Consider the following 16,299-nt stretch of genomic DNA (forward strand, 5'->3'; position numbering starts at 1 on the left):
ATTATTCGAAATAATTAAATTTTATTTAAATGCTAAACTAGTCGTTGAATTGAAATGTGTTGCACCGCTTTACTCCTTTGGTTAATACTGTCTAAAAGGGGTGTTTTTTAACATTCATAAGAAAAAGAAAGTCTTAGATTTAGCAGTGGATGAAATAAGGCCAAAGGAGAGGTTGGAACTAAGATCTCTTTTGATAGGTTGATATAGGTATGTTATATGTAAAAGAAAACAGCTATTTTAAAAAGGAGGAAGAAATGGTTCATGTATTGTATATAGAAGATCAAAGTGATATAGGCAGCTGGGTGACAAAGGATCTAACGGGAAGAGGATATGAAGTAACATGGCTACAGTCAGGCGAAGGAGTGGAAGAGTATCTATTAACCGTAGATATCCTCATTTTGGACGTAATGTTACCAGGATTAGATGGTTTCTCTATCGGAAAGCGTATCAAAAAAGAAAATAGAGATTTGCCTATTTTAATGCTTTCCGCACGTACCTCAATTGAGGATAAAATAGAAGGTCTTTATTTTGCAGATGATTATTTAACAAAACCCTTTCATCCTGATGAGCTTGCAGCTCGTGTCGAAGTATTAATAAGAAGATATCAAAAGAATGACGATATATTAGAATTGCGACATTTAACTATTTATACAAAAGACATGAGATTAGTAAACAATGACACAGGAAGCGAAATTCAATTAACAGGAAAACAATATCATTTATTTCAATTCTTTATTCGACATTTGAACCAAATATTAACAAAGGAACAGCTATATGAAGGTGTTTGGGGCGAGCGATATATCGAAGGAGATAAGACTTTAATGGTTCATATTCGTTATTTACGAGAAAAAATTGAAAAGAATCCTTCAAATCCAACAATCATTGAAACGATTCGCGGCATCGGATATCGGGTGAAAATATGAGAAGGTTTTTCCAATCATTATTGGCGAAGTACATGATGATTATTTTAATAGCCATTTTTCTTGTTCAATTCGCATTCCTAGTTGTCACAATATTTGTGTCTGGTGTTGCAGAAAACATGGAAAGTGGAAGTCAATCCCAATATAGGAATGATTTCAATGAAATAGAGACAAAGTGGCATGCTGAAGCAAACAATTTGAAAAACGTCACGCCTGAAACAATTGAACAGCATTTTTCCAAGTGGAAAAATCAATTTCACGATGCCTCTATGTTTTGGGTTGATGAAAATGGTAAGTTAGGAAAGCAAGTAAATGTAAGAGAACAACTTCCTTCCGAATGGTCATCTGTTTTTACAGCAAAATTTATCAAAGGTCGATATGAAGGGGACCCCTTTACGGTTATTGCCTTTGTTGGAAAGGAAGAATCTCGAGGCTTTATAGTTTTTGAGATTCCTAGAACTGCGTTAAAATCTCCGCTTGAAAAAGCAAATGATAATTATGGCACGATATTATTAGTCGGTGTTATCTGTATCATCTTCTTATTTATTATAGCTTCCTTTTTATTTTTTAGAGGCATCAGAAAACGATTATTACAATTACAAGATGCGATGGAGATACGGGATGTTGACGGTTTGCCAATCCAGATTAACGTAAAAAAGCAGGATGAAATTGGACAACTTGAAAAAACGTTTAATCAAATGGTATTTGAACTCAAGGAAAGTAAACAACGTGAACAGAAAGAAGAACAAATACGGCGGGAATTAATTGCTAATCTTTCTCATGACTTACGGACACCTTTAACTAAAATAAGAGCTCAAACCTATTCAATTGCTAAAGAAGATTTATCAGAAGAGGGTACAAAAGCAATAAAGGCGTTGGAAGCCTCGGTAGTGAATATTGATAGGTTAATGGAAAATTTGATGTCATATACTCTACTAATGGCTAGTAAATATAAAGTTGATTGGAAGGATATAGATGTTATTCGTTATGTGCGTGAATGTTTAGCTTTATGGTACCCGGTTTTTGAAAAAGAGGGATTTGAAATAGAAGTTAAATTACTCCCGTTTAAAAATAGTAAATGGACGGTTGATCCAATTTGGTTAGGACGTATATTAGATAATTTATTACAAAATGTATTGCGTCACGCTAAAAGTGGAAGATATATTTGTGTGAAAACGGAATCCACAGATCAATATGATGCTATAGTTGTTTCAGATAAAGGAAAAGGGATGAAGGGTATTTCAAATGAAGCAGGTGCAGGAATTGGTTTGTCTATTGTTGATATGATGGTGAAAGGTATGGAGTTATATTGGGAAATTAAGTCAAGTGAACATGGAACAACAATAAAAATAATAAAAAAAAGAGACTCAAGTAAAGATAGATTGGAAAAGGTCATTTAGCACCTTTTCCAATCTATCTTTTTTTAAACAAAATTTAACCTGTCAGCATACTCAGTTTTAACCTTCTTTTCCTAGGATAGAAGATGAGGTGAGAGAAATGGAATATGTAGTGCAGACGGAAAATTTATCTAAACGTTTTGGTAAAGAAGAGGCTGTTGCAGGCTTGAATATGAAGATTAAAAAAGGAGAAATATACGGATTTTTAGGGCCTAATGGTGCAGGGAAGACAACGACGATTCGTATGCTTTTGGGGTTGATGAAATCAACATCGGGTAGGATTCATATTTTTCAAAAGGATTTAAGGCTGGAAAGAAGAGACATATTAAAAAGAGTAGGTTCACTAGTAGAGAATCCATCCTATTATCCACATCTAACTGCTTATGAGAATTTAGAAGCATTGAGAAAGATTTTAGGGGTGCCGAAAACGAGAATTAACGAAGTATTAGAGATTGTTCGATTACAAGACGTGGCAAATAAAAAAGTAAAAGGCTTTTCATTAGGAATGAAGCAACGGTTAGGAATTGCTGCTTCTCTATTAAACAATCCCGAATTATTAATCTTGGATGAACCTACAAATGGACTAGACCCATCCGGAATTATTGAGATCCGAAATTTAATTAAACGATTGCCTGCTGAGACAGGAATGACTATATTGATTTCTAGTCATTTGTTGTCAGAGATTGATCAAATGGCGACAACGGTAGGGATCGTTACAAAAGGAAAAATGATTTTTCAGGATTCCATTGAAGCATTACGTATGTATGCGCAGCAAAGGATTTTATTAAAGGTTAGTGATAGTAAGCTAGCTTGGCGCTCCTTATTAGGAAAAGGGATAAATGCTGATTGGCAAGATGAGATCATTTTATTAACCGAGCATTCAAATGAGGGGGTAGCAAAAGCTGTACAGTCTCTTGTTCAAGAGGGATTTTCGATTTATCGTGTTGAAGAGGAAAAGAGATCATTGGAAGAAATATTCCTTCAAATGACTATGGAGGAGAAAGCAGTATGATTGGAAAACTTTTAAGGGCAGACTTTTTAAAAACTAAACGAAAAGGATTTTGGTTTCTAACCTTTTTAGGCCCCTTTGGTGTTGTCGCATTACAGATGGTTAACTATGGAGTGAGAAAGGATTATTTATTAAAACAGAGTGAGGATGATTGGGGATATTATTTATTGAATGTAAGTTCTTTTACACCACTTGCACTTGCATTAGGCATCGTCATTTTAACATCCTTTATGGCTAGTATTGAAAATGAAACGAATTCATGGAAGCAACTGATTTCGTTGCCTGTTTCCAAAATGAATGTTTATTTATCAAAATTTACAGTGCTTGCATTTTTTTTATTCCTATCATCCGTGCTATTGATGGTATTTACCATAGCTTTTGGAGTCTTTTTAGATTTGGGAGAGCAAACTCCATTTGTTGAAATAGTAAAATATAGTTTTTATCCGTATTTTGCCGCACTGCCTATATTGGCATTACAGCTTTGGATTGCCACTGTTAGTCAGAATCAAGGGATTCCGATTACCATAGGGATTTTAGGCGTGATTTTCGTTTATTCGGCCATGGTTTTACCAGATTGGATGATTTGGAAGTGGCCTTCATTAACGAACGAATGGAATGAGCCGATGATCAATGTCCTGCTTGGAATTGGAGTAGGTGTTTTATTATATATCGCTGGAATGATAGATTTTACAAGAAGGGATGTGAAATAATAAATGCTCTCTATTCTTCAATCAGAATGGTTTAAATTGCGAAAATCAAAAATCCTATTAATTATTTTTACCGGTCCACTCATTGGCCTTTTTACAGGGTTGACTGCTAAACCTTTCCATCTCGAAACGGAAATGAATGAATGGTATCTACCATTATTATCAATGAACTTGACATATGCTTTACTATTTTTACCTTTAGTCACAGGGGTGCTGGCGAGTGTGATATGCAGATATGAACATCAAGCTGGTGGTTGGAAGCAGCTGTTAGCACTGCCCGTAACAAGAGGACAAGTATTTACAGGGAAATACATATTGTTAATGCTCCTCGTATTGGTTATACAATTATTCTACCTTGGTGCCGTTTATGGAGTGGGAATGATGAAAGGTTTCACAGATCCATTTCCAATTGAAATTGTTTGGAAAAGTATTTTCGGAGGATGGGTTGCCACGTTTCCATTAGTAGCTTTTCAATTGTGGATGTCTATTCTATTCAAGAGTTTTGCTGCTCCTTTGGCTGTCAATGTGATCTTCACATTACCGTCAATATTAGCGGTGAATTCTGAGCGTTTTGGACCTTATTATCCATGGGCCCAGCCCTTTGCAATGATGTATATGAGTGATACTAGTGGTGATGTGTTTTCAGTTCCTTGGGACCAATTATTAATCGTAGTGGGAGGAAGTTTTATTTTATTTTTTCTTGGAGGGTATTTATACTTTCATAGGAAAACTGTATAGAACGGGTAAGCCTTATTCCAAATCAACTTACTTAATTGTTGTAAATTTATTTTTCCACATCACAACAAGAAAACCTTGGTATATTCAATTCTTGCTGTACCAAGGTTTTCTTTATAAAATATAAAGGAAGACTCTACAAAGGTGGAGAGACTATATCCGATCGATATATATGCTTATAAACCTATTTTAATTCCCGCTTATTTTCTTTTAAAAACTCTTTGTAATTTTCTCCCCATTCATTCATTAGAGAAATAATTGGTTCGAGCGTTCTTCCAAATTCCGTTAATGAGTATTCCACTTTAGGGGGGATTTCGGGATATACTTCTCGATGAACAATTCCGTCTTCTTCCAGTTCTCTTAATTGGAGAGATAACATTCGTTTGGTAATACCAGGCATTAATCTACTGAATTCATTAAATCTTTTCTTTCCATCTAATAAATAAAACAAAATAACGCCTTTCCATTTACCCCCAATCACATCAAGCGTTCCCTCAACCGGACATCCTTCGGGGCATCCATACCCTTTCTTTCGATTTCTCATCGGTATTCATACCTTTCTCATTTCTGCTTGTTCTTATTTTCTTAATTAGTAACATAGTTAATAGCAGATTACAAGAATGTCAGTTGCAGCTGCTTTCATTTCTCTCCTAATAGGTAACATGTGTGATACCGGATTACAAGAATGTGCGTACTTACTCTTAATATATTTCTTTTTTATAATAAACATGAATAAAAAAGGAGGGCTTTTAAATGAAAGCAGTTGGATTGTATAAATATTTACCGATAGAAGAGGAAGAAAGTTTGATAGATGTCCAAGTGGAAAAACCAACACCAACCAAAAGAGATATACTTGTTAAAATAAAAGCTGTTTCGGTTAATCCGGTTGATGTAAAGGTACGTGCTCCTAAAGATAAAGAAGAATCAGAACCAAGAATTTTAGGCTGGGATGCAAGTGGAGTGGTGGAAGAAGTTGGACCAGATTGTAGAATGTTTAAACCTGGAGACGAAGTGTTTTATTCTGGTGACCTAACTCGACCAGGGACGTATAGTGAATACCATTTAGTTGATGAAAGAATTGTCGGATTAAAGCCAAAGTCTTTAAATTTTGCACAATCAGCAGCTTTACCACTGACATCGATAACAGCATGGGAAAGTTTATTTGATCGATTAATGATAGATGTAAATAACTACGAAGAAAATCAAACTAAGAGCATTCTTATTATTGGTGGGGCTGGAGGAGTGGGCTCCATAGCGATTCAATTAGCTAAAATGGCAGGTTTACAAGTGATTGCCACAGCATCCAGAGAAGAGAGTAAGCAATGGGTGAATAAATTAGGTGCTGATTATATCATTAACCATCACGAAAACTTTCGAACTCAACTACAAGATCATGATATAAAGGGCGTTGAGTACATTTTATGTTTGAACGAAACAGAGCAGCATTGGAAAAATATGGCCGATATTATTTTCCCTCAAGGAAGGATTTGCTCGATTGTAGAAATGGCTAATCCTATCGACCTTACTGCTTTAAAAAATAAAAGTGTCACGTTTGTTTGGGAATTTATGTTTACAAGATCTATGTATGAAACTCCAGACATGATTAAACAACATGAACTTTTATCCAAACTAAGTAAACTAATAGACGGCGGGAAAGTAACAACAACCCTTACAGAAACTCTTAGACCAATTAATGCCGAAACGTTACGTAAAGCACATAAAATTGTAGAAACGGGAAGTATGATTGGTAAAATAGTAGTTGAGAATGAATAAATGCCTAATGGGATTGTCATCTTATCTAAAAAGTAGACTGTTTGGTTAACAATGACTTAGGATTAAAGATTATTAGTCTATTTAAAACTAAATTTTGGGGATTTGCCTTATAAAAGGGAGAGGAAAACCAGCGAAGCTGTTATCCTCTCCTTAAGAATAAATACTCATCACATCCTCTACTCCTCACTATTCAAAAATTCCCTTACATAAATTCTGTCTACTCCCTCTAAAACAAGGGAACTATATTCAGCAAAATTAACCTTTGTGCTTTTCCCCTTTACAATAAAGTCCCCAGAAACTGCTCTAGTCTTATCCATTGCGGCATCGTAGAGTAAAGTAGCCCCTTTCGTGGGTGGAGAAGAGAAAAACTTCATCAATGGTTTTATATAAAAGGGAATACCTGATTTTTTTTCTTTCCGTAACGTATTGTTACTCCCGGGGTCTACACTTAGAAACCGGAATCCATTGGCACTCTCTTTTTTTGCTATTTCTTTTGTCCATAAAGATAGAGCTAGCTTTGCTGTCGCATAGGGACCAAATAATCTTTTAAAGGAAGATGGATTTTCCAATGTGTCTGGATCAAACTGTTTCATATGAAGGATGACAGCTGAAGAGGTATTCACAATTGTCTTATCCTCTCCCTTTTCAAATAAAGGGGACAGTTCCTTAAAAATAATATAAGGCACTACTGTCTGAAGTTCATAATGTAGTTCGCGATTTTGCTTAGAAAATAACAGCGAAGGAAAGGTGCCGCCGGCATTATTGAAAAGGAAATCTATTTTCTTCTCCGCTGCGTTTATTTCTTCCAGCGCTTTTTTTAGACTGTTAAAATCAGATAAATCGGCTTTATAAATTCGTAACTGTCCTGTTGTAATTTTTGATTGAATAAAGATGTCATCCTTCAAAAAAGAAGAACGTATTAATGCAATGACTTGACTCCCTTCTGCTAGGATTTTTTTTGTTAATTCTAGACCAATCCCATTATTTGCTCCAGTAATGACTACTACCTTTCCTGTTTCCAAAATAATTCCCTCCGATAGGATAAATAATTTTTGTTGGTAAATGAACAATTGACACTTAAGTTACAATTGTCACTTAGCTTGAAAGGATTGTATAATAAATTTAAGCAAAGAAAAAGCAAAGAATTTTTTTATGTGACACAGGAAAGGAAATTGGTGCATAAATGGATAAACGGGTTGAAAGAACACAAAAATTATTGCTGCAAAGTTTAATGATGTTTAATCTTAAGAATAAAAACTTTTATGAGATTTCCATCCGAGATTTATGCGAGCAAGCTGGAATTGCAAGGCAAACTTTTTATAGAAATTATTTAGTGAAAGAAGACATCATTATAAGACAGATATCCAACGTAATGAGTGATTTTAAGTCGGTTTTAAAGCAGCAATCTTTTAACGCTTCAGGCTTTATTCAACTACTAATTCAATTTTGGAAACAAAATCAAGAGACATTTGTATTAATTGAATGGGCTGGAATTAGTAATGAATTTATTCGTCAGTTAGCCAATTTTAATAAGCTTGTAATGGAGCAACATAAAGCATTCGGTAAGAATAGTGAATATATTGCAAACTATTATGCAGGCGCTACTTACATGTTTTTAAAGACATTTATGGAAAAGAACGATTTTAGCCAAGAGGCTTATGCCAAAGGAGCTGCGGTTTATAATCAGTTGACCAACCAATGCAAAGGTTTGTTTGAACCACTTAATTAGGAATGGAGTTAAGTTCATAACATAGGAATAACAATATTTCCCATAAAAGAAACGGAGGACGAATATGAATAGAGAGACAGATGATTCAAAACAGGTAGTTATTCAAGTTGGAACCGTGCTTAAAAAATTGCGAAAAGAGAGGCGGTTGAGTCTTGAAAATTTATCTGAGATATCAGGTGTAAGTAAGCTGACGCTGGGAAATATTGAGCGGGGAGAAACTAATCCAACAATTGGGGTATTGTGGAAGATTTCGCAAAGTTTATCGATCCCTCTGATGGCGTTATTTTCCTCAGGAAACAGTGTAAATGTATCGCGAGCTGGTAGCGGGGTAAGAATTTTCGGAGATGATGGCAATTGGGCTGTAGAGCCGATTTTTCAAAATCAAAAGGATGAGATGGAAATGTGTCGAGCATATTTACAACCGCACAGTTCTTATTATCCAGAAAAGCATCACCCCAATACGACGGAAATAGCAACGGTGATGTCGGGAACCATCACCATTAATGTCAATAATGAGTCATATATCTTAAATGAATATGATTCGATTAGTTTTGATGCAAATGGAAACCATTCCTATATAAATCAAACCGATAACGTTGCTGTACTCTACATCTTATTGAGATACGGGAGATAGTGGTTAGGTTATACCATCCAGTAGCGGGGATATATTTTGTTCTAGAAAAAAGAATGGACAAACACCCGCTTGTTATATTATATTATTCATTATCACGGTGAAAATATATTATAATATACCAAATTGCTTGGCTGACGACTTCTTATTAATGAGGAAGGACTCATTTCATAGTCATTTGGCTATTAGAATCAGGAGGAAACAATGACTAATCAACATATACAATCAAATCGAGCTGTTCATAAATCAGCCGTTTGGATGATTGTTATAGGAATAATCTTTATTGCTGCTAATTTAAGAGCTCCATTAACATCAGTGGGTCCAATAGTAGGATTTATTAGGGATGATCTTCATATTTCTAATACATTAGCAGGGATGATTACCACATTGCCATTATTATCTTTTGCGTTTTTTTCTCAGCTTGTACCTAAATTGGCTCGTAAATTTGGTGTGGAAATGATGATTCTGATGTCTATTATCTTTCTTACACTAGGCATTATTTTACGTTCATTATCTGGGGTGGCTGCTTTATATATTGGTACTGCTGTGCTAGGATTGGCGATTTCAATTTCTAATGTGCTATTACCAAGTCTGATTAAACAAGAGTTTCCAACTCGAATTGGATTAATGACAGGTGTATATTCTATTTCGATGAATTTATTGGCTGCTATTGCTTCGGGAATAAGCGTTCCAATTGCCATTGGACTTGGAATTGGCTGGAAGGGTGGATTGGGAATTTGGGCGATACTTAGCTTCCTATCCATTTTATTCTGGCTGCCTCAAGTAAAGCATCTCAACAAGGAAACACCAGCTGTTCGAAATAAAGTAGTAGATACTCAGGTGAACTTGTGGCGCTCTCCATTAGCTTGGCAGGTGACCTTATTTATGGGGTTACAATCGATGGTCTTTTACATTCTTATTGCATGGCTGCCTGAGATTTTACAACAACAAGGAATAAGTTCAGACCAATCTGGCTGGCTGCTTTCTGTGATGCAATTAGCATTACTTCCGTTTACCTTTATTGTGCCTATTATTGCAGGGCGTATGAAAAGTCAGCGTTCTTTAGTCACTATCATGAGCGTTTTGCTTTTAGCGGGGACACTTGGACTAATTTATGGAAGTGCAAAGTTAATTGTATGCTGGATTATCATGATAGGCATTGGGGGAGGTTGTGCCTTCAGTTTATCGATGATGTTTTTTGGCTTGCGAACGGAGAATGGCAGACAGGCTGCAGAACTATCTGGCATGGCTCAATCAGTTGGTTATTTACTCGCGGCTATTGGTCCTACGCTTTTCGGGTATTTACATGATGTAACGAATAGCTGGACTGTTCCGTTGTTCATTTTAGCTGCTGCTTCATTACTGCTCTTTGTATTTGGATTAGGAGCAGCTAGAGATAGGTATGTAAGCACAAGTAAATAGTTTATCTTAACGAAGGTTTTTCCTGGTGCACCGCCGGAGAATCTTCGTTTTTTTGTGTGTGGGTTAAAAAAGACGAAGGAAGAATGAGATAGAAATGGAGATTATTGCTAAGTACATATAAAGTTTCACGGGGCTTTTCTGGGGAATAGTTAAGAGACTAAAACATTGGAGGGAATATTATTGATGAATAATTATAATGCAGATCCCAACAAGGCAGAAGAAACAGTGAAAGAAATGAATAGAAAAACAATCCAAGAGAAGCTAGAGAATTTTGATGAGTTTAAATCTTATTTAAGCAGTAAAATAGAAGTAGGCAAAAATCTTGGCATGGATGAAGAACAATTAGCGAAAAGCGCGGAGAAAGTCGCTGGCTATCTTGCTAACAATGCAGAACCACAAAATCGAGAGGAGGCACTTCTTCAGGAACTGTGGAAAGTGGGAAATGAAGAGGAACGACATAAATTAGCACATATGCTTGTGAAATTGGCAAATTAATATTAATTCGGGATTTCAATTATTTAGAGGATAAAGGAAATGAGGGAAAGTTAATGAGAATTTAAAAAGGGCAATCGCTTTCGCGTTGCCCTTTAAATATGTCTAAAAGAGTTTAAATTTATTAGTAGTCTACTTGATTTTACCGCCTCATAGTTGGTGAAATGGAGAATTTTCATCAAAAGATGGCAAAATCACGTATAACTTACTATTTGTAATTGACAGAAAAATAGAAAACAAGTATTATAATTGAGAATGATAATCATTTATATTATAAAATAATATAGAAAAAGAGGGACATACATATGTTTAAAAAACGAAGAAAGCCATCTATTCCTATTTTTTTGTTCTCTATTGTAGCCATTCTTTTACTAGCGGGTTGTTCAAGTCAGTCATCTTCGAAGGCTGATAAAGAAAAATCGGCTGATTCCAATACAGATTCATCGTATCCAATAACGATTAAGCATGCGCTTGGAGAGACTGTAATTAAGGAAAAACCTGAACGTGTTGCGACGATTGCCTGGTCTAACCAAGATGTAGCACTTGCGCTTGGCGTTGTACCTGTTGGTTTCTCAGCAGCAAATTATGGTGTTCAAGATGATAGCGGAATGTTACCTTGGACTGCAAAAAAACTTGAAGAGCTAGGTGAAAAAAATCCGAATATTTATCAAGATACAGATGGCATAGACTTTGAGGCGATTTCTGATTCTAATCCAGATGTCATTCTTGCAGCGTACTCAGGACTTACACAGGAAGAGTATGATACTTTAAGTGAAATTGCTCCTGTTGTTGCATATCAAAAAAACCCTTGGGTTGCTTCTTGGCGTGAACAAGTAACGTATAATTCAATGGGGATGGGTATGGAAGAAGAAGGGAAGCAGCTTATTGCAGATACAGAAAAATTCATTGCAGATAAAGCAAGTGAGTTTCCTGAATTGAAAGGGAAAAAAGCGGCATTTGTAAGTGTTAATGGTGCTGACTTATCCAAGTTTTATATCTATTCACCAACAGATCCACGGGGTGAATTCCTTACAGAGTTAGGGATGGAATACCCGGAAAGTATTACCAGTCAAATTAAGGATCCAACTAGTTTCTATTTGGAAGTAAGTGCTGAAAATGCAGACATATTAAATGATGTAGATATTTTTGTATCGTATGGAAATGATAAAACACTTGCCGCTTTACAAAAAGATCCGATTTATGGAAAGATTCCAGCTGTACAGCGAGGGTCTGTTGTCATTATCGAGGATAATACGCCACTTGCAGCAGCCGGAACACCAAGTACACTTTCGATTGAATATACGCTCGACGAGTACCTAAAATTACTCTCAGAAGCTGTAAGTAAAGTGAAGTAAATGGAACAGACATCCGTTTTAAAAAATAAGCAGTTATTAATACCGAGAAAATTTATTAGCGTATTAGTAATTTCTATTATCTTAGTCGGTATAAGTATATTGGCGTCTCTTGCTTTTGGATCTCGCACTGTTGGCTGGAATGAAATACTGGATGGATTATTCCATCCGGAAGTACAGTCTCACGGAGCAAATGTTGTCCGCCAAAGAATTGCTAGAACTGTATTTAGTTTGTTGTGTGGTGCTGCATTGGGAGTTTCTGGTGCTCTTATGCAATCCGTCACTCGTAATCCGATTGCAGATCCTAGTATATTAGGAGTAAACACAGGTGCAGCTCTATTTGTTGTTTGTGGGATATCCTTTTTCCATATTGGCACTGCTGGTCAATACATTTGGTTTGCATTAGTAGGAGCAATCTTAACTGCCATTTTTGTATTCGGAATTGGTTCGATGGGGAGTGGCGGTGCCACCCCCCTTAAACTCGTTTTAGCGGGAGCAGCGACAAGTGCAGCTTTATCCTCTCTTGTAATGGCTATTATGATTCCGCGTTCCAATGTTATGGATCAATTTAGATTTTGGCAGGTGGGAAGTGTTGGTGCTGGAAATTGGGATTCTATCTCTATTTTCATTCCTTTTCTCCTTATAGGCATTCTAATCGCCTTGTTCTCTGCCCCGGGCTTAAATGCTTTGGCCTTAGGGGATGAAGCAGCAAAGGGATTGGGTGTGCGGACCGGCACACTTAGACTTGTTGCGGCATTTGGAGGGGTCTTATTGTGTGGGGCAGCAACAGCTCTAGCGGGCCCAATTGGTTTTATAGGTTTACTTGCAACCCATGTGATCCGTCTTATTATTGGTCCTGATTTGCGCTACATTATTCCAATGTCCGCTCTAGCAGGAGCGATTATACTAACGATTTCAGATGTGTGCGGCCGGATTATTGGCAGTCCCGGTGAACTGGAAGTGGGCGTAGTTACAGCCTTTATCGGGGCACCAATTTTAATCTTAATAACTATGAAAGCGAAAATGCGTACGTTATGATGAATGAATCAATGAATCTTATTATGGTAGGTAGAACAAGAAGACGTCGTCGTTTTATTATTGTGATTTGTTTGTTAGCAATCATTGCTTTTGCTTTATGCTGCATGATGCTTATGCTGGGAAATACGATTTATCCAGTTGGGGATGTAATTAGTGTTTTACTAGGCGAGCAAGTGAAAGGAGCCTCTTTTGCGGTCGGAACAATCCGTTTTCCAAGGATGGTGGCTGGTGTTTTTGCTGGTTTTGCTTTTGGTATTTCGGGACATGTGTTTCAAACAATGCTTCGTAATCCTCTAGCAAATCCAAATGTTATTGGAATAACAGCTGGCTCAAGTGCCGCTGCGGTATTTTGTATCATCGTTCTTCATGCAAGCAGTACTTTTGTCTCCATTGCTTCTATTATTGGTGGATTAGCTACAGTCCTGGTTATTTTTCTATTGTCGAAAGGAACTTCTTTTTCTATTGGCAGGTTAATATTGATAGGTATTGGCATACAGGCAATGCTAAATGCCGTAATATCCTATTTATTGCTAATTGGACAGCATCATGATGTTCCGACAGCAATGAGATGGTTAAGTGGTAGTTTAAATGGGGTGAAGATGGAAAATATTTACCCGCTTATGATTACTGTTCTTCTTTTGGCACCTATCATTATCTTACTTGGAAAGCGACTCGATATGTTAGAGCTTGGCGAACAAACTGCCGCATCACTAGGCATCAACACAGATAGAACAAGAGTTGTACTGGTTATTAGTTCGGTTCTAATCATTGCGTTAGCTACTGCTACCACTGGACCGATTGCATTTGTTGCATTCCTTTCGGGCCCTATCGCTAAACGATTAGTTGGAATAGGATTTTCTAGTGTTATTCCAGCAGGTCTGGTGGGAATCATTTTGGTTTTAGCATCTGACCTTATTGGACAGTTTGCATTTGTCGCTAGATACCCAGTAGGTGTGATCACTGGTATTCTAGGTGCACCATACTTAATCATGCTATTAATTCGAATGAATCGAAAGGAAGAATTGTAATGGATAAGATACATGAGTTTCGAGCGGAAATGTTAACAGCAGGCTATGAAGGCAAAACGATATTGCAAGATATTGAGCTTGAAATTCCGAGTAATAAAATTAGTGTGATTATCGGTGCAAATGGCTGCGGAAAATCAACGCTTTTAAAAACACTATCCAATCTTATTAAGTCTTCCTCTGGCAGTATTGCACTCGACGGAAAGGCAATTAGTAAATTTCCGCCAAAACAATTAGCACGCATTCTCGGTATTTTACCACAATCTCCTATTGTACCAGAAGGAATAACAGTAGCAGATCTAGTTGGGCGAGGGAGATTTCCTCATCAAAATTTCTTTAGTGGCTGGTCTAAGAAGGATTATGAAGCAGTTGCAGAAGCAATGGAAATTATGAAGATTACAGAATTTGCTAATCGAAATATTGATGAGCTCTCAGGTGGTCAGAGACAACGTGTCTGGATTGCAATGGCACTTGCTCAGCAAACAGATATTTTATTTCTTGATGAGCCAACCACTTTCTTAGATATCACCTATCAAGTGGAAATATTAGATTTACTGACAGATCTTAATCGAAAATACGGTACAACGATCGTAATGGTCCTGCATGATATTAATCTTTCGGCACGATATGCAGACTATATTTTTGCACTGGAAAAAGGCAAGCTTGTAGGAGAAGGGAAGCCAGCTGATATCATTACAAGTAAGTTGGTTAAAGATATCTTTGGACTTAATTGTACGGTGATTAATGATCCGGTCTCAGGAACTCCTTTAGTTGTGCCGAAGGGCCGATATCATGTTAATGCATAGGTTTATGATGAGAAAGCCTTCAAGTATATGAAAACTTGAAGGCTTTTTGTGTCTATATACCGGACGATCTTAACACTGGCAATAATACTTTATTTTGGAAATAATATTGTTTCTTTTGGGCATATTACATGTTATATGCCAAATCTTCTTTAAAGGATGATTATTTATGTCCATCGCTATTATGTCACTGTTAGCATGTATAGTATTGATTGTATTTGCTATTGTTCCTAAAGGTTTAATGCTTACGGAAATTGTTTTTTTGTACTTTATTATTGCAATTTTAACAATTACAATATTTACAATATTAGATGTTAATTTGCACTGGGTCCCTCTTACTCGCACGGTTGAAGGTTCATTTGCTATGTATATTTGTCGCTTTATTGTGATTCCATTTCAAATTCTCTTGTCAATTTGCATACTTTGCTCTTCTTGGAAAATAAAATGGCGATTACTATTTTCCGGGATTATTGTATTATTCTTATGTTTGGAAGATCGGATATATATATGGGCAGATCTTCTTGCTTTCGAGAATTGGAATCAGTTATATTCTGCTCTTTTGTATGTTATATCAATAGTCTTAGTATGGTGGATAGCCCGCTGGTTTATTGGCCTAGATAAAGGAGAGTTGGAAGAAAAATGAAAGAATTACATTATGATTTTCATTTTAATTTAAATGAGTGGAGTATCCTTATCTCGATCTTTTTGGGATTTCTATTGGTGATATTGCTCCCAAGACGTTTTACTAAAAAGACGATGAGTATATACCTCATGTGTGGTGTTTTTTTTGGTTTCATTTTCGACCATACGTTAAGTATTTTACCAGTGCGGTATTATATAATAAATGACAGTTCTTCTTTTGAGATAATGGACTTCTTTTCCCATGTGATGTATGCCCCGATAAGCTACCTTTTCTTTTATCTATATGATCTCTTCAATATTAAGCCCCATTTTACGCTGTTATACATTTTAGGCTGGGCCCTTGTGAGTATCGCGATAGAAAGGGTTTGTGGCATGATAGGGATTTTTCATTATCAACATGGATATACGATTTATTATTCCTTTGTTATTTATTTATTAGTTATTAGTATTTGGGTTATCTTTTACAGATTGATTAAAGAACATGGGGAGAAACAATATTAGCCGAATTCCGTTTAGATTTTTCCTAATCGTTTGTATGAAAAAAGCGTAAATATGCGTCATGATTAGAAAAAGGAAGAAGAAGAACGAGAATAGGTTCTTACTGCTTATTATTGCGCTAATTTT

18 protein-coding genes are annotated in these 16,299 nt (G+C 36.3%); 16 read left to right on the forward strand and 2 right to left on the reverse strand.

The features are described 5' to 3' along the window. Positions 1-254: 254 nt before the first annotated feature. From C2I06_RS19990 to C2I06_RS20010, 5 genes are all read left to right on the forward strand, one after another. Positions 255-923, forward strand: a complete 669-nt coding sequence (locus C2I06_RS19990; protein WP_095331376.1) for a response regulator transcription factor — start codon at positions 255-257, stop codon at positions 921-923. Next, positions 920-2,320 (forward strand): HAMP domain-containing sensor histidine kinase, encoded by a 1,401-nt coding sequence (locus C2I06_RS19995; RefSeq protein ID WP_095331348.1) that lies wholly within the window; start codon positions 920-922, stop codon positions 2,318-2,320. The genes C2I06_RS19990 and C2I06_RS19995 overlap by 4 nt, the downstream gene beginning before the upstream one ends. Before the next feature lie 97 nt (positions 2,321-2,417). Beyond that, on the forward strand, positions 2,418-3,329 hold the full coding sequence (locus C2I06_RS20000) for an ABC transporter ATP-binding protein (protein ID WP_095331346.1): 912 nt from the start codon (positions 2,418-2,420) through the stop codon (positions 3,327-3,329). Beyond that, complete coding sequence (locus C2I06_RS20005; RefSeq protein ID WP_095331344.1) at positions 3,326-4,036, forward strand: ABC transporter permease; 711 nt, start codon at positions 3,326-3,328, stop codon at positions 4,034-4,036. The genes C2I06_RS20000 and C2I06_RS20005 overlap by 4 nt, the downstream gene beginning before the upstream one ends. Positions 4,037-4,039: 3 nt before the next feature. Beyond that, a complete protein-coding gene (locus C2I06_RS20010; protein ID WP_123258712.1) occupies positions 4,040-4,771 on the forward strand; it encodes an ABC transporter permease in 732 nt (243 codons plus the stop codon). Between the two features lie 181 nt (positions 4,772-4,952). Here the strand turns inward: C2I06_RS20010 and C2I06_RS20015 are convergent, their stop codons facing one another. After that, entirely contained in the window at positions 4,953-5,312 is a 360-nt protein-coding gene (locus C2I06_RS20015) for a winged helix-turn-helix transcriptional regulator (protein WP_047943959.1), read from the reverse strand. Positions 5,313-5,521: 209 nt separating this feature from the next. Between C2I06_RS20015 and C2I06_RS20020 the strand changes: the two genes are divergently transcribed. Then, positions 5,522-6,541, forward strand: coding sequence for a zinc-binding alcohol dehydrogenase family protein (locus C2I06_RS20020; protein ID WP_123258713.1), 1,020 nt, complete (start codon positions 5,522-5,524; stop codon positions 6,539-6,541). Between the two features lie 176 nt (positions 6,542-6,717). Here C2I06_RS20020 and C2I06_RS20025 read toward each other — a convergent pair whose 3' ends face one another. After that, positions 6,718-7,563, reverse strand: coding sequence for an SDR family NAD(P)-dependent oxidoreductase (locus C2I06_RS20025; RefSeq protein ID WP_217279740.1), 846 nt, complete (start codon positions 7,561-7,563; stop codon positions 6,718-6,720). Between the two features lie 161 nt (positions 7,564-7,724). Here C2I06_RS20025 and C2I06_RS20030 point away from each other — a divergent pair, with 161 nt between their 5' ends. From C2I06_RS20030 to C2I06_RS20075, 10 genes are all read left to right on the forward strand, one after another. Next, entirely contained in the window at positions 7,725-8,270 is a 546-nt protein-coding gene (locus tag C2I06_RS20030; RefSeq protein ID WP_095331338.1) for a TetR/AcrR family transcriptional regulator, read from the forward strand. Between the two features lie 64 nt (positions 8,271-8,334). Next, positions 8,335-8,904, forward strand: coding sequence for a helix-turn-helix domain-containing protein (locus C2I06_RS20035; protein ID WP_095331336.1), 570 nt, complete (start codon positions 8,335-8,337; stop codon positions 8,902-8,904). Between the two features lie 201 nt (positions 8,905-9,105). After that, entirely contained in the window at positions 9,106-10,323 is a 1,218-nt protein-coding gene (locus C2I06_RS20040) for a CynX/NimT family MFS transporter (protein WP_123258714.1), read from the forward strand. A 234-nt stretch (positions 10,324-10,557) separates the two neighbouring features. Then, on the forward strand, positions 10,558-10,818 hold the full coding sequence (locus tag C2I06_RS20045) for a DUF3243 domain-containing protein (protein ID WP_249928327.1): 261 nt from the start codon (positions 10,558-10,560) through the stop codon (positions 10,816-10,818). Between the two features lie 302 nt (positions 10,819-11,120). After that, positions 11,121-12,170, forward strand: coding sequence for an iron-siderophore ABC transporter substrate-binding protein (locus tag C2I06_RS20050; RefSeq protein ID WP_123258715.1), 1,050 nt, complete (start codon positions 11,121-11,123; stop codon positions 12,168-12,170). Continuing rightward, complete coding sequence (locus C2I06_RS20055; protein WP_171509206.1) at positions 12,171-13,205, forward strand: FecCD family ABC transporter permease; 1,035 nt, start codon at positions 12,171-12,173, stop codon at positions 13,203-13,205. Then, entirely contained in the window at positions 13,202-14,233 is a 1,032-nt protein-coding gene (locus C2I06_RS20060) for a FecCD family ABC transporter permease (protein WP_123258716.1), read from the forward strand. Before C2I06_RS20055 ends, C2I06_RS20060 begins: the two co-directional genes overlap by 4 nt. Continuing rightward, the gene (locus tag C2I06_RS20065; RefSeq protein ID WP_095331328.1) at positions 14,233-15,036 is read left to right on the forward strand and encodes an ABC transporter ATP-binding protein; all 804 of its coding nucleotides are present in this window, start codon (positions 14,233-14,235) and stop codon (positions 15,034-15,036) included. The genes C2I06_RS20060 and C2I06_RS20065 overlap by 1 nt, the downstream gene beginning before the upstream one ends. A 166-nt stretch (positions 15,037-15,202) precedes the next feature. After that, positions 15,203-15,676 (forward strand): hypothetical protein, encoded by a 474-nt coding sequence (locus C2I06_RS20070; RefSeq protein WP_095331326.1) that lies wholly within the window; start codon positions 15,203-15,205, stop codon positions 15,674-15,676. Next, a complete protein-coding gene (locus C2I06_RS20075; RefSeq protein WP_123258717.1) occupies positions 15,673-16,176 on the forward strand; it encodes a hypothetical protein in 504 nt (167 codons plus the stop codon). The genes C2I06_RS20070 and C2I06_RS20075 overlap by 4 nt, the downstream gene beginning before the upstream one ends. Positions 16,177-16,299: the final 123 nt, after the last annotated feature.

Source organism: Niallia circulans (assembly GCF_003726095.1).
GTDB lineage: Bacteria > Bacillota > Bacilli > Bacillales > Cytobacillaceae > Niallia > Niallia circulans_A.

What these genes read in the sequence shown, in the direction of transcription:
- C2I06_RS20005 (WP_095331344.1), top strand. Translation starts at nt 3,326, where the DNA reads ATGATTGGAAAACTTTTAAGGGCAGACTTTTTAAAAACTAAACGAAAA.
- C2I06_RS20055 (WP_171509206.1), top strand. Translation starts at nt 12,171, where the DNA reads ATGGAACAGACATCCGTTTTAAAAAATAAGCAGTTATTAATACCGAGA.
- C2I06_RS20015 (WP_047943959.1), bottom strand. Translation starts at nt 5,312, where the DNA reads ATGAGAAATCGAAAGAAAGGGTATGGATGCCCCGAAGGATGTCCGGTT.
- C2I06_RS20050 (WP_123258715.1), top strand. Translation starts at nt 11,121, where the DNA reads ATGTTTAAAAAACGAAGAAAGCCATCTATTCCTATTTTTTTGTTCTCT.
- C2I06_RS20040 (WP_123258714.1), top strand. Translation starts at nt 9,106, where the DNA reads ATGACTAATCAACATATACAATCAAATCGAGCTGTTCATAAATCAGCC.
- C2I06_RS20035 (WP_095331336.1), top strand. Translation starts at nt 8,335, where the DNA reads ATGAATAGAGAGACAGATGATTCAAAACAGGTAGTTATTCAAGTTGGA.
- C2I06_RS19995 (WP_095331348.1), top strand. Translation starts at nt 920, where the DNA reads ATGAGAAGGTTTTTCCAATCATTATTGGCGAAGTACATGATGATTATT.
- C2I06_RS20060 (WP_123258716.1), top strand. Translation starts at nt 13,202, where the DNA reads ATGATGAATGAATCAATGAATCTTATTATGGTAGGTAGAACAAGAAGA.
- C2I06_RS20010 (WP_123258712.1), top strand. Translation starts at nt 4,040, where the DNA reads ATGCTCTCTATTCTTCAATCAGAATGGTTTAAATTGCGAAAATCAAAA.
- C2I06_RS20000 (WP_095331346.1), top strand. Translation starts at nt 2,418, where the DNA reads ATGGAATATGTAGTGCAGACGGAAAATTTATCTAAACGTTTTGGTAAA.
- C2I06_RS20070 (WP_095331326.1), top strand. Translation starts at nt 15,203, where the DNA reads ATGTCCATCGCTATTATGTCACTGTTAGCATGTATAGTATTGATTGTA.
- C2I06_RS20065 (WP_095331328.1), top strand. Translation starts at nt 14,233, where the DNA reads ATGGATAAGATACATGAGTTTCGAGCGGAAATGTTAACAGCAGGCTAT.
- C2I06_RS20020 (WP_123258713.1), top strand. Translation starts at nt 5,522, where the DNA reads ATGAAAGCAGTTGGATTGTATAAATATTTACCGATAGAAGAGGAAGAA.
- C2I06_RS20030 (WP_095331338.1), top strand. Translation starts at nt 7,725, where the DNA reads ATGGATAAACGGGTTGAAAGAACACAAAAATTATTGCTGCAAAGTTTA.
- C2I06_RS20075 (WP_123258717.1), top strand. Translation starts at nt 15,673, where the DNA reads ATGAAAGAATTACATTATGATTTTCATTTTAATTTAAATGAGTGGAGT.
- C2I06_RS20045 (WP_249928327.1), top strand. Translation starts at nt 10,558, where the DNA reads ATGAATAGAAAAACAATCCAAGAGAAGCTAGAGAATTTTGATGAGTTT.
- C2I06_RS19990 (WP_095331376.1), top strand. Translation starts at nt 255, where the DNA reads ATGGTTCATGTATTGTATATAGAAGATCAAAGTGATATAGGCAGCTGG.